The organism is Streptomyces sp. A5-4 (assembly GCF_051131715.1).
GTDB lineage: Bacteria > Actinomycetota > Actinomycetes > Streptomycetales > Streptomycetaceae > Streptomyces.
The window spans coordinates 6,029,716-6,042,616 of record NZ_CP178591.1; the positions used below are offsets into that span (position 1 = coordinate 6,029,716).

General features: G+C 63.9%; 11 protein-coding genes. All 11 read right to left on the reverse strand.

Annotation, left to right across the window (positions count from 1 at the left end; all coding sequences use genetic code 11):
• Window positions 1-2: 2 nt before the first annotated feature.
• The 11 genes from ACLLJJ_RS28415 to ACLLJJ_RS28465 all read right to left on the reverse strand — a co-directional run bounded on the left by ACLLJJ_RS28415 (window position 3) and on the right by ACLLJJ_RS28465 (window position 12,889).
• Window positions 3-980, reverse strand: coding sequence for an ornithine cyclodeaminase family protein (locus tag ACLLJJ_RS28415; RefSeq protein ID WP_434596613.1), 978 nt, complete (start codon window positions 978-980; stop codon window positions 3-5).
• Window positions 977-1,738 (reverse strand): SDR family NAD(P)-dependent oxidoreductase, encoded by a 762-nt coding sequence (locus ACLLJJ_RS28420; RefSeq protein WP_267838857.1) that lies wholly within the window; start codon window positions 1,736-1,738, stop codon window positions 977-979. Before ACLLJJ_RS28420 ends, ACLLJJ_RS28415 begins: the two co-directional genes overlap by 4 nt.
• 19 nt (window positions 1,739-1,757) lie before the next feature.
• Window positions 1,758-3,803, reverse strand: coding sequence for an arginine--tRNA ligase (gene argS / locus ACLLJJ_RS28425; RefSeq protein ID WP_267838856.1), 2,046 nt, complete (start codon window positions 3,801-3,803; stop codon window positions 1,758-1,760).
• 79 nt (window positions 3,804-3,882) lie between these two features.
• Window positions 3,883-4,962, reverse strand: coding sequence for a 4-hydroxy-2-oxovalerate aldolase (gene dmpG, locus ACLLJJ_RS28430; RefSeq protein ID WP_420833849.1), 1,080 nt, complete (start codon window positions 4,960-4,962; stop codon window positions 3,883-3,885).
• Window positions 4,959-5,852: an acetaldehyde dehydrogenase (acetylating) gene (locus ACLLJJ_RS28435; protein ID WP_434596616.1), complete on the reverse strand. Its 894-nt coding sequence runs from the start codon at window positions 5,850-5,852 to the stop codon at window positions 4,959-4,961. Before ACLLJJ_RS28435 ends, dmpG begins: the two co-directional genes overlap by 4 nt.
• Entirely contained in the window at window positions 5,849-7,852 is a 2,004-nt protein-coding gene (locus ACLLJJ_RS28440; protein ID WP_267838854.1) for a carbamoyltransferase family protein, read from the reverse strand. Before ACLLJJ_RS28440 ends, ACLLJJ_RS28435 begins: the two co-directional genes overlap by 4 nt.
• A 14-nt stretch (window positions 7,853-7,866) precedes the next feature.
• On the reverse strand, window positions 7,867-8,604 hold the full coding sequence (locus tag ACLLJJ_RS28445) for a phytanoyl-CoA dioxygenase family protein (RefSeq protein WP_267838853.1): 738 nt from the start codon (window positions 8,602-8,604) through the stop codon (window positions 7,867-7,869).
• 237 nt (window positions 8,605-8,841) lie between these two features.
• Entirely contained in the window at window positions 8,842-9,072 is a 231-nt protein-coding gene (locus tag ACLLJJ_RS28450; RefSeq protein ID WP_267838852.1) for an acyl carrier protein, read from the reverse strand.
• Between the two features lie 53 nt (window positions 9,073-9,125).
• Complete coding sequence (locus ACLLJJ_RS28455; protein ID WP_434596619.1) at window positions 9,126-10,163, reverse strand: beta-ketoacyl-ACP synthase III; 1,038 nt, start codon at window positions 10,161-10,163, stop codon at window positions 9,126-9,128.
• Between the two features lie 329 nt (window positions 10,164-10,492).
• On the reverse strand, window positions 10,493-11,008 hold the full coding sequence (locus tag ACLLJJ_RS28460) for a hypothetical protein (protein ID WP_434596621.1): 516 nt from the start codon (window positions 11,006-11,008) through the stop codon (window positions 10,493-10,495).
• Window positions 11,009-12,097: 1,089 nt separating this feature from the next.
• Window positions 12,098-12,889: a methyltransferase domain-containing protein gene (locus ACLLJJ_RS28465; RefSeq protein ID WP_434600543.1), complete on the reverse strand. Its 792-nt coding sequence runs from the start codon at window positions 12,887-12,889 to the stop codon at window positions 12,098-12,100.
• Window positions 12,890-12,901: the final 12 nt, after the last annotated feature.

A 12,901-nucleotide genomic window follows, 5' to 3' on the forward strand; every position in this document is an offset into this window, starting at 1 on the left:
CTCTACCCACCAGCGCGTAGAGCGTCGTACAGGGCAGACGCGGCGGCCGTGTCCTCGATCGCCATACCGACTCCGCGGAACAAAGTGGTTTGTCCGGGGGCTGGTGCGGCCTCGCCGTCCAGCAGAGCGGCCAGGTCGTGGAGATGGCTACTGTCGATGAGGCCGTCGGCGAGCGCGGACCGGATCTCGCCGGCATCCTCCAGCGCGGCGGCCTGCTGCTCCACAGCCAGGAAGGCCTTCACGAGCAGCGCAGGCGCGACCTCGACAGCATCCTCGTGGCTGCCACCAATGACGTTGAGGTGGGCGCCAGAGGTTACCCATTCAGCCTTTACCAGGGGCATGTCGCCGGCGGTGGATGTGGCTGTGCAAATGATCTCGGCGTCTCGGACGGCTGTCTGCGCGTCGTCGCACACCGCGACGCAGACATCCGTGCCGAGCCTCTCCCGGATCCAGCCGGCGAACATCTCAGCCCCGGCCCTGGTCCGGGAGTGCAGCCGGACAGAGCGAATGGGGCGAACCGCTGCCATCGCCCGCAGCAGGGCACGGGCCTGTACTCCCGCGCCGATGATGGCCAGGTCTCCGGCTTCAGGCGGTGAACATAGCCTGGTCGCCAGACCTGCGACCGCTCCCGTACGGACGGCCGTTAGCGCAGCGCCATCGAGGAGAGCAACGACCCGGCCGGTCTCCAGATCGATCAGGGCGACGATGCCGTGAATAAGGGGAAGCCCGCGGCTCGGGTTCCCCGGGGTGAGGGTGGTGATCTTCAGGCCGGCAACCCCGCGCTGCTCCCAGGTAGCAGGGCTGACCAGCAATTGGGCCGACGGCTCTGGTCCACTCTGCAACAGGGTCCGCGGAGCGGTCTGCGCCTGTCCAGCCCTCAGTGCGAGGAATGCCTCGCCCAACGCGTCGATGACCGCAGAAAGCAGATCGGCTCGCTCGAGCTCTGAGCCGTCGATCATCAACGGTGCCCAGTTGGTCACAGCGCTACCTCGCCACCATCCACCGCGATGTCGCCGCCCGTCATCCACTCTGACTCGGCGGACGCCAGGAAGACTGCGGCGCCGGCCAGATCCTCAGGACGTCCCGGCCGCCCGAGCGGGATGTCCTTCCCTCGCTCTTGCCAGAGCTCGGGGTCGTTCTGCCACTGGTTGGAGTTCGCCTTGGTTGCAGTAAGCCCGGGGGAGATGGTGTTGACACGGATACCCAACGGCGCCAGTTCGTAGGCCGCGCCACGGGTCAACATCGACAGGCCGGCCTTGCTGCTCTGGTAATGCGCCATGGCGCTCACGGCGCTATTGGCGCTCAGCGAGCTGATGTTGATGACGCTGCCTGGCACACCAGCGGCGCGCAGTTGGGCGGCGAACGCCTGCGTGGCGAAGAACGGGAACCGGAGATTGACCGCCATGACGCGCTCGTACTCGTCCGGTGTCAGGTCCAGAAACGCGGTCCGGGTGGCTGTGGCCGCATTGTTCACCAGGACGTCGGGAAGCCCTAGCGCCCTGGACGCCGCGTCCATCAACTGTTGGACGCCGTCAAGGTCGACGGCGTCCAACAGTATGTAGTCCGCCCGCACGCCATGGCCGCGTAGTTCGGTGAGGGTCGACTCTGCCGCATTCTCATCACTCAGCGCGGTGAAGAAGACATCGCTGCCTTCACGAGCAAACGCTGTCGCGATCGCTCGCCCGATGCCATTGGCACCGCCGGTGACGATGGCGCGCCTCCCAGCCAGTCTTCCCATGGACTATGCCTGCCTCTCATCAGATTTTGGGCGGGCACTCCACGTGACAGAGGCTCAACCCGTTGACCAAGACCGACTGCACGGACTTGGTGATAAGCAGTCGGAACTCATTCGCCTGGCCACCCTGGAGTACAGGGGAGCTGGCGTAGTAGGAGTTGTAGATTCCGGCGAGGTCGAGCAGGTGCCGCACCAGGATTGCCGAGTTGCCCTCGTCGGCTGCCTTGGCAACCTTCTCAGGGAACTCCATGAGCCTCAAGATCAGGAGGGACTCCTGGTCGCTGACGTCGAAGGAGGCGATGTCGGCAGCCTCGGGCAACGGTTGGTTGTACTTGCGCAGAATGGCCCTGGCCCGGCAGGCGGAATAGACGACGTAGGGTCCGCCCGACTTCTCGAACGCGGTAATCGTGGGGGTCAGTTCGCCCCTGGCAATGCTGACAGTGCCCTTCATGTCGCTCTTGAGGTCGTTGAAGACCACTGAGCCGACAGCGAGCTGGCGGGCAGCCTGATCCATCTCTTCTTCAGTCATGCCGCCGCTCTCGGCCGTCTTCGCACGGTAGTACGTGACGGACTCGGCGAGCAGGTCGTTGACGCCGGCGACGCTGTCTCGGCTGGACAGCTTCTTGCCGGTCTCGGCATCGACGTAGAAACCGAAGTACGTGTGCTTGAGCTTCAGCTCGTCGGGGGTAGCCAGGCCGATAACTTCGGCAGCCTGGAACAGCCGCGAGAAGTGAACGCGCTGCTCCTGCCCCACCACGTAGTTGATGTCGGTCGGGTCGAAGATGTCACGCCGCAGCTTGATCGCCCCAAGGTCACGGGTGGCATAGATGCTGCGGCCGTCGGAACGACGGGTCACCAGCCGCTCGCCCCCGGGCAACTGCACCACGATCGCGCCGATGTCCTTCTCCAGCGAAGCAGCGGCCTTGACCTGCGCTTCGGGGGTCATCTCCCCTTCTTCGACCGCGCGGTCGAGCTCGGCGACCTGGTGGTTCACCATCTCCTTGGTGAGCTCGAAGGCCGTACCGCTACGGACAGCCTCATCGACCACCATGTTTCCGGCGTCGAGGTAGAAGCTCTCGCCGATGATGAAGTCGATGTCGATGTCCAGCGCAGAGTAGAAGGACTGAAAATCCTCCAGGCTCCACTCCACCATGCGCAGCCAGAGGGCGACCTCGTCTGCGTCCCCCTCTTCCAGCCGGTGAAACCGTGCGTCGGAGGCGGCGACGAGGCCCGCGTACGTTTTCCGGAGCTCGTCAGCCTCGGCGACTCCTGGGAAGTACGTGGCGATGACCTCCCGGTCTGCCTCGGGCAGTCCTTCCAGATCCGTCCCGGCGGCCACGGCCCGCTCCATCGTGCGCCTGATGGAGTAGATCGCCAGCAGCCGGTCGTTGTTCCGCATCCCCTCCGGGAAGAGGGACTCGAACCGGCGATAGCCCTCCAGCATGAAGCCGAATCCGCCGAAGTCGTTGATGTGATTGAGCCGGTAGACCAGTGCCCCGCAAGCATCGTAAAGATTGCTCAGCACGTGGCCGATCATGGTGGAGCGGAGGTGGCCCGCGTGGAGCGTCTTGGCCACGTTGGGCGATGAGTAGTCAACGATCTGCGTGCGATCGGACCAGCTGTCGTTCAGGCCGAACCGGCTGTCCAGGTCGATGACCGACTGCACGGCGCTCAGGTACCAGCTGTCGGTGAGTCGGACATTGACGTAGATACCCTTGTGGCTGACCTCGCTCACGACATCGCTGAGCGCGGGAGAGCGAAGCGCCTCGATGATCCACGGCACATGCGTGGTGATGTATTGCTTGGGGCCGCCGTCCTTGAGCAGGCTGGTCAGCCGCAACGCCACGTCCGCGCCGAACCGCGCACGGTCGAGGATGTCGATCTCCCAGGAGATCTCGGCGAGCCCCGACGTATCGCGCAGCGCCTGAGTGATACGTGCCCTGAGGTTGGCCAGCGGATACTCCCCGGCGGCTGGAGGAGTCGACTTCCGTCGTCGTTCCACGACGGCATCACGCAGTGCCATCAGTTCTTGACGACGGATTTCGTTCTGCTTGGCCAACTCGTTCATGTGATCGATTCTCGCAGCGTGGCAATAGTCGGTGTCGGAGGGGGTTCCCGGTCTGGCCGGGCCCTGAAGTTCGGGCTGGTCAGCTCCGGGCCGTTCCCCGCGGTGGCCCGTCATTCTCGCGCTTCGTGGTGTCGTTCCGCAGTTCCATGACGATATCGACGATGAGATCCTCCTGGCCGGCGACCACCTGCCGCCTGCCCAGCTCGAAGAAGACATCGCGCGGATCGACACCCCAGCGGGCAGAGGTGTCAAGCACACGGTTTTTGAAGCCCGAGAATACCCCAGCCAGGCCGCTGACTATGCTCACAGAGTCGACTGTCGGCGGCGCCGACATGAGCTCTCGCTCAGCCAGGTCGGCCGCGTCCAGGAGCGCGTACAGGTCGATGCCGGTCGGAAAGCCCATCCGCTCCAGCACGGGCACCAGGACTTCCAGCTGGGTGTTGCCGGCTCCAGCGCCGAAGCCCCGGGCGCAGCCGTCGATGATCCTCGCCCCAGCCTGCACCGCAGCCACCGAGTTGGCCATGGCCATGCCCAGATTGTTGTGCCCGTGGAAGATCATGGGCACGTCCACGGCCTCAGCGATAGCGGTGATCCGCTGGGTCACGTCGGGGGGAAGGTAGTGGCCGGACGAGTCGAGGATGCCCACAGCTTGCGCGCCGTATTTCACGAGAAGAGCGCACTCCTCGGCCAGTCGCTCAGGGCTGGCCATGTGACTCATCAGTAGTACGCCGTGTGCCTCCACGCCTGCTTCCCGGAGAAAGCCCAGATGGCGTTCCGTGAGGTTGCTCTCGGTGCAGTGGGCGGCGATGCGGACTACGTCAGCGCCGTGTGCCACGGCCTTCTGCAGGTCCGCGGTGGTCCCCCAGCCGGGCAGCATGAAGACCGCCATCCGGCTGTTCGGCATGGCCTCCCGCGCGGTCGACAGCATCTCGTCGTCGCTGAGCTTGGCTCGGCCGACCTGGAGGGAGGACGCACCGAGACCGTTACCGTGGCCTACCTCGACCACGGGGACGCCGGCGGCGTCGGCCGCCGCGGCGTAGCCGTGTATTTGGTCACGGTCGAGTTGGTGGCGTACAGCGTGATGGCCGTCCCGCAGAGTGGGATCGTGGACCAGTACCCGCTGCGGATCAATCGTGACGTTGCCCGTGACCTGACTCACAACAACTCCTTTGTCACGCTCACCAGTTCCTGGTTCGCGGCGCGCTGTTCGGCGATCAGGACGGCAGCTGAGTTGATGATGTCCAGGTTCCCGGCATATCGGGGTATTCGATCGCCTGTAGCTGTCACTTCGACTGCGATGAAGACCCGTCCGTCGGTCACTGTGCAGGCTGTGACCTTGTATCCGGGAGCGTAAGTGCGGACCTCGTCAGCCGCGGCGGCAACGAGCTCACGGACAGGCTCGATGGCAGCCCCAGGGGCCAGCACGGACATGGCCACCCTGAACGTTGCCGGGGGCCGAGCCGGACTGAGGTTGACGATCGCCTTTACGTCGCGCACGCCGGTAAGGGCACGGATGGCGTCCTGGGTCGTCGCGATGTACTCATCCAGGTTGAGGCGGGTGGCTCGGCCCACGCTGGGGCTGGCGGCGGTGGTGACCACCTCGATGTAGTCCGGTGAGTACCGTCGGGTGAGCGCATGCAGGATGGGGATGGATGCCTGGCCGCCGCAACTGATCAGGTTGACGTTGCCGTGCATCAGCGCGTCGGTCCCGTTCACCATGGGGATGACCATGTGCCCGACCCTGCTGGGAGTGAGATCGACAAGCATCGTCCCCAGGGGTTGGAGGCGGGCCCAGTGCTCGGCATGCGACATCGCATTAGTCGCATCGAAGACGATGTCGAACGGGCGGGGAGCGTTGACCAACGCGTCGATCCCGTCAGCTGAGGTAGGGCAGCCGAGACTGGCTGCGAGCCGCAAGCCGCGGGCCTGATCATCGCGCCCGACCACCAGCCGGCAGTCGAGGAACGGGGACTGCTTGATCCTTGTAACCAGGTCGATGCCGATCATCCCGGCGCCGAGGACGGCGACGTCCAATACATGCCGGGTCATGAGCGGCCGTCCTGCTCGTCGGTGAGCAGCACCCGGTCCGCGAGTAGGCCGTGGACGATACGCACGGCCGCGGCCCGTTGCTCTGGCTCCGAGCAGTGCAGCTTGAGCAGATCATGAAGTGAGGTCGCTCCGTCAGCGTCCGCCAGCAGCAGGAAGACGGGTAGCGGGATCTCCTTGACCAGGCCGCTCCGGGCCTGGCTGGTCAGCCGGTACTCAGGCCCGTTCTTGCCCACGGTTGCCGACAGTTCCACGCCCGGAGCGCGGATCAGCCTAGACGCCTCAACGCCGGCGGAATCTGGGTTGACTGGGACTACGAGGCGGTCCTCGATCACCAGCGCGTCCATCTGAGTGGACAGCAAAACGTCGATCGCCTGCGACGGCGTCTCGGCGATAGGTTCACCGCGGACGTTCATGCTCGTGTTGACCAGCACCGGTAGCCCAGTGCGTTCACCGAACGCAGTGAGCAGGGCATGCCATCGTGGATTACGGATGCGGTCGACGGTCTGTACGCGTGCAGATCCATCGACGTGCGTCACGGCACCCAGCCGATCACGCCACTCCGGACGCACCCGCACAACCCTCAGCATATAGGGGCTCGCTTTGTCCGGTCCCATGTCGAAGAACCTGTCGGCGACTTCGACGGGCACGACTGGCGCGTAGGGCCGGAACTCCTCCCGGTATTTGATGGAGCAGTTGAGGTGCTCCCACATGTCACGCTCGAAGGGAGCGGCCACGATGGAGCGGTGGCCCAGCGCACGAGGCCCAAACTCCGAACCACCCTCGAACCAGCCGATCACCTGCCCCTGCGCAAGGCGCTCGACGATCTGCCGCTGGTCATATACGCCAGTGCGGAGGAAACCGCTCCACTGGTTCAAAGCCGCGTCGAGCTCCTCGGCCTGGTAGGACCTGCCAAGGAAGTCATGGCTGACAGAGGTCCCCTTAGTGTCACCAGTCAGCAGATAGTGAGCCGCGGCCGCGACACCGATGGAAACCCCGGCATCGTGGCTGGCCGGCATCGTGTACAAGCGTTGCACCCCGGACTCGTGAACGATGCGCTGGTTCGCGACGCTGTTAAGCGCCACACCGCCGGCGTAGGCAAGGTCGACCTCGCCTGTCAGAGCCAGGACTCGTGAAGCACGCTCGACGAGTGCGACCTCCAGATCAGCCTGCACTCTCGCGGCAAGATCTCGATACTCCATGGGCGTGCCGCGCCGGTTGGCTCGCGATAGCCGCTGCTTCCATTCGCTCGTAAAGCGGGATATTCCCGATTCATCTTGTGTGAGCAGACTCTCTCCAAACCTGGAAGCCTCGCCGTACGGGGCGAGGCCCATCAGTTTTCCTCCCTCCTGCCAGTCGCCGAAGACGTACTGGGATACAGACGCGTAGGTCTCTCCCAGGGATGACGAACCGCACATGGGATGGAAAGACGCCGCTACACCGCGATCGACCAGGCGATAGCCGGAGCGGTCGAACACATAAGCCGACTCGACGTGATAGGGGGGCCGCGGAACAGGCAAAGTCCTGTTCACGTACGCGGCGAACTCCGGACCGCGCAGGAGAAGGTCATCGGCGCCGATCACGCTCCCTCCAGAACCATCCACCACCCACACGGCTGAGTGATCGAAGGGGCTGGAGAAGAATGTGGCGAATGCGTGGGCCAAGTGATGGGAGACGAATACCGAGCGTTCCCCGACGGGGTCGAAAAGGTCAAAACTCTCATCGGCGAACGGGAAATTCAATCCCACCTGAGTGGGCACGAGGTTCTGAGTGTTGAACGCGAACAAGTCGACGTCATCAGGACTCAGGCCGGCCGCATCCAGACAATAGTCTGCGGCGGCACGCGAATTGAGGAACGGGCGGCCGTCACGTTTGACTCGGGTGAGGCGTTCGAGCTGGATGGCAGCGACAATCTCACCGCCGCGCATCAGGCAGGCCGAAGCGTCGTGGCTGCACGAAATCCCGAGAACGACGGGGCCGCTTTCTTTGGCGTGGCTGGACACGAGGGCATTACCGCCTAGGACAGTTGGTGATGCGGGGCACGAAGAGGGAGCGTCGAGCCGTAGCGCGATGTCTGTGTTGCACTCTTCGGCTGCGAGTAGTAATTCACGACGGCGGCGAGCCTGTCATGGTCGGAACGATTCTGTGCACTGGCGTGAACGGTCATGACATCCAGGAACAGTGCGTCACCGGGCTGCATGATGGCCGGGCGAACCTGACTCAGATCCAGCTCCTCCTCTCGCACCTGATAATCGTCCAGGTCTTCATGCGGGAGAAGTCGTCTATGCGAGCCGGGCAAGATCTCGATCCCGCCGCGCTCTGGCGTCGCAGGATCTATCGCGCACCAAAGTGTGACCTGTCGGGCCGACATGTCAGTCCAGTACGCCAGATCCTGGTGCATGGGCTTACGTCGGCCACTTCTCGCTGGCTTGAAGATGAGCTTCGAGGAGTGGAGGTAGATGCTGGGTCCGATCAGATCCTCCACGTGGTCGAGCACGCGAGGGGAGCTGAATATCGCTCGGAAGCCGGAGTCATTATCGAAAGGGGCCGGCGCCCTACGGAGTACTGGTGCCGAGTTCTCATCCTGGTCCCAGGCAGTGCTTCCTGGGACCGCTGATGTCTGCGCCGTTGCGGCACGCGCGTAGTAGTCCTTGATGTAGCTGAGATCGCTTGGGCTCAAAAGGGACGGAACGATGCAGTACCCGTCACGGTTGAACTGATCGATCTGATCGGCAGTGAGAGCCTTGAGCGTCATGCGGCTGAGATTACTGATGGTCCCTCCAACGATCAACTGGCTTTTCTATAAAGGGTGTTCAGTGAGGAGTCCATGGATCAGATTCGGCCGGTCGGGCGTAGCTGGTGCCCAACTCTGCGCTCAGATGAGGAGCTTGGCACATCACGCCAGTGATATTGCGGCCGGAGCTGCCGGTTCCCTGGCAAGGGCACGGAGCGAGTGGGGCAGGAGGCGCCATAGGAGAACTGAATTTCCTGGTCAGACTCGTGTGCTCCGCTGGCCTATCAAGTGAGCGAGGTCGGCGACCGTCGCGGCGTCGAGCAACTCGTCATCACTGATCTCAATGCCGAGCCGCTTGCTGAGCATCATGGACAACTCAACCATGGCGAGAGAGTCCAACCCGGCCTCCTCGCGGCTGGCCTCTGGCCGTATGTCCTCCTCCATGAGGTGGAGATCATGAATCAAGATGTTCTTGAGGGTGTCGTACACGGGCTTCTCCCGGGGGCTGACGGTGACAGATGTGTGAGTGTCGGGCGGGACGACTACAACTCGCTGCCAAGGGGGACGCACTCGAGTTTGGGCCACACCACAGTGGTGGCACCCCATGTCAGCCCGCCGCCAAAGGCAGTGAGCAGGACTCGGTGCCCTGGGGCTAGGTGGCCTCTGGTCGTCGCTTCGGCCAACAAGACGGGGACCGATGCCGCAGCGGTGTTGCCCACATGCTCGATGTTCTGGACTTGGCGGTCCGGGGGGATGCCCAACTCTGATGCGACGAATGAAGTAATCCGTGCATTGGCCTGATGCGCGACCAGTCTGTCGATCTCGTCGAGTCGCCATCCAGCGGCTTCAACGGCGCCGGTCGCCGCAATGCTCATCCGCTCCACGGCATGACGGAAGACCTCACGTCCCTGCATCCGGAAGTACCCCTCCCGCACGGCGGTGGACCGCTGTTGAGATCCGGCTGCCTCGACGGCAATCAGGTCGCTGAGCTCGCCATCGCTGCCCAGCACCATCTTCCCGATTGCTCCAGGCTCATCGTCGGTGCCTCGGCGCAGCACGAGCGCGCCGGCGCCGTCTCCGAAGATCGGAACAGTGGTGCGATCTGTGGGATCCAGGAGAGTTGAAAAGGTGTCTGCTGCGATGAGTAGGACTCGTTCAGCAAGGCCGGCGGCGATGAATCCTGCGGCTGTCGCAAGCCCGTATAAGAATCCAGTGCAGACTGCAGAGACGTCGAAGGCGGCGATCCCGGTCATCCCCAACCGCGATGCGACCTCGGGAGCTGTGGCTGGGCATGATCGGTCAGGGGTCGTTGTGGCCAGTATCAGTGCTTGAACCTCAACGCCGCCAGCAGACGTCAAGGCTCGGGCACCCGCTTCCACGGCCAGGTCGGATGTAGCCATGCCTGGGGGCACCACATGACGAGAGGAGATCCCGGTTCTGCTGTAGATCCACTCTGCCGAGGTGCCCAAACGGGCGTGGAGGTCTTCGTTAGTCACAACCTTCGGCGGCAACCAGTAGCCAAGGCCGCAGATGACCGCTGCGTGGCCTGGTCGTCCGGCCTGCGGCACTATGTCAGCCATCAGAGGCTCGTGTCCGAGTAGTGAACCTTCCCAAAGAGCAGCCGCAAGACGCTTCCTCCGCTGGTCAGTTGGTGATCGCGCGAGTCAGTGTATGTGCGCGTTCTCTCTAGCACCGTGCAATCGTGAAGTTCGCTCAAACAGCACCTGCCACCCTCCATGCCCCTGGGGTACGGCGAGGGCGTCATAAGCGCTGAGCAGAGACGGTTACCGCTGTCTCTGCGAAGAAGAACTCCCCATACGCACCTCTCCGTAGTCCATCCCGCACTCGTTGTGATTGTGAAGTGGATCACTGTGACTGACGCAGCTTCGCGGCTGTGGGGGCGGACGGCTCAGTTCCGATAGACCTCGCCCTGCGGAACCGTCAGGTCGAGGCCGAAGACACTCGTTGCGACAGCCGTAGCGGCAGCGATCTCCTGGAGTCCCGTCGAGCCCCAACCAAGGCGGCCAGAAGCGGAGTTCAGAGGAGTTAGCAATCTCCGCAATCTACGACAGCGGCCGGAATCGGGGCCTTGGCGGTGAAAGGTCGTGATGCGCGCAGCTAGCAACAACTCGGCGTACGTCAAGCGCGCTGCCTCGTCGCGCACCTTCCGATAACCCAGATAGACGGGTCTGTCAATGCTGACCCGAAACTCGCGCCGGCACTCGCTGACTAGCGTTGCAAGGCAGTCATACCCCTCGGGTTCAGGTGTGCCTCCGGGCATATGGTGCTCTTCGCTGCTCTCGCCGCTGCCCTCAACTCCGAGTAGTACGCGGCCAACAGCGTCAAAGCAGAAGCCGTAGATTCTTCGCACGTCGATGTCGTCCGGTATGCGGCGCGGAAGCCACTGGTGCGTCAACGTGATCACGCTGTGCTCCTTCTCGAGAGTCGGCCAGAAGTGTCACGGGTGCTGACGCGATCAGGCCGATCGAGGTGGCCCACATTGCTACGGATGTCCACGCCCCACTTGCCGTGGTGTTGTCTGCAGGGCGCCAATCCATCCAACGTTCAACTTCGGTAGTGCAATGAACATGCCGGTAAGGGTGCACAGTTGAGCGCAAGCGCACCATTTCAAGTGTTATATCACCGAGGTAATACGCGCAGTCGTGGGCCGGCGATCGGATGACTGCGTGACTGAGACATCAGGTGAACTCGACATCGAGCACCGGGGCGTGATGCGCACCAACGAGCTCGACTGGGACGCGTGCGCACCTGCCCCATCGCCAGCAGGTACTACGGCCTCCTGGGCGACGAAGCCGCCGCCCCATCCCGCTGGCTCGCTCCTGTCGAATGGGAAGACTTGGGAGACCTGGAACGCTGCGAGGTCCACCACCTGCAATGTCACCCTCGGCGCGACGATCGCCTTCGCCCAACGAGGTGCCAGAGCAGTCGAACTCGACATCTTCGGAGAAGCCATCGCCTCAGCCCGAGACTTGGTGAAGTGGGCCAACATCCCCGTCGAAGCACGACATTATCGCGATCAACCGTGACCTGTTCGGTGCCTGGAACGGCGGCGTGCCCCTCGAGTCACTACTCCCACTCAACGGGCCGGTGACGGACCACGCCGCAGACGGAAGGCCACCTGCAAGCTGCAGGCAGACACCGCATAGGACCGCTCGGGCATGCCCTGCTCGAGGGTGGTCTGCAGGGCGAACAACAGCTGCCCCTGCGGGCGGAGCCGCACGTCGAGGAACCGCCGGTCCAGACGGTGCTCGAGCCCAGTCTGCTCGTCGGCCGCAGATGGCGCCGTCCGCAAGGCGGCGCCGGTACCCGCTGTGACGCCGTATCGCCGGCGCTCCGCAGTCCGGACACAGCACCGGAGCCGCCCCCTCCGGGTTGCGGTCACGATGCGCAACACCTCGCTCAGGTGCGGCACCGTCTTCAGCAGTTCGTCACACTCAGCGAGTGTCGCGCTGCCAGCGACAGAGCGTCACCGGCGCACTGAAGCGTGATCGGCTTAACGGAAATCTTGACTGAGCCCAAGTTCAGGCGCCCCCGACATGCGGTGAGCTGCAACAAGCACTGCCGTTTCGGCGAAGAAGAAGCGCCCAGTGGCGGCGGCCTGTTGAACCGCGGTGTACCAGTCGTCGATCTCGTCCGGACTCAATGTGCCGTGTCCTCGCTTGGCGGTCGACTGCAACGCTCCACGGATATCGCCTACCCGGCGAGCGGCATGGCCGGACAATTCAGTTGAGGAGGTCACTACGGTCTCTACATGGGTCCGGGCAAGCGGTGATGCCTGGATCAAACCGGGCAGCTTGCGCCCGATCCTCCCATCCGAGCTATCCATCCATGAGGGCGCGTCATCGGCGAAGGCGTGGCCGATCTTGCGGTCGAGGTCGACGGGAGCACCGGCGATCACGAGCGAGTCGAAGTCGGAATGGGACAGCACCGCGCGACCACCCGGCCGCAGCACCCGCCACACCTCGTTCAGGAGCTGAGCCGGGTCGGGCAGGCACTCGAGAAGGTTGGATGAGACGACCGCGTCTACGCTGCCGTCCGCGAGAGGGAGCTTCTCGCGTAGATCCACGGAGCCCAACTTCACTGTGCCAGCGTGGCTCTGTAGACGCTCGCGAGCCGTGGCCAGAGCCTGCTCGGACCGGTCGAAGCCCGTGAGGTGCGCCTGCGGAAAACGCCTCGCGAAGGCGGCCAAAGCCGGGCCCGCGCCACAGCCTAAGTCGACCGCTCGGCCCCGCTCCGGAAGCTCAGCGAGTTCTATAAACCGGTCGTGCAGCGTCTCGTTGGTCATCAGCACGCAAGC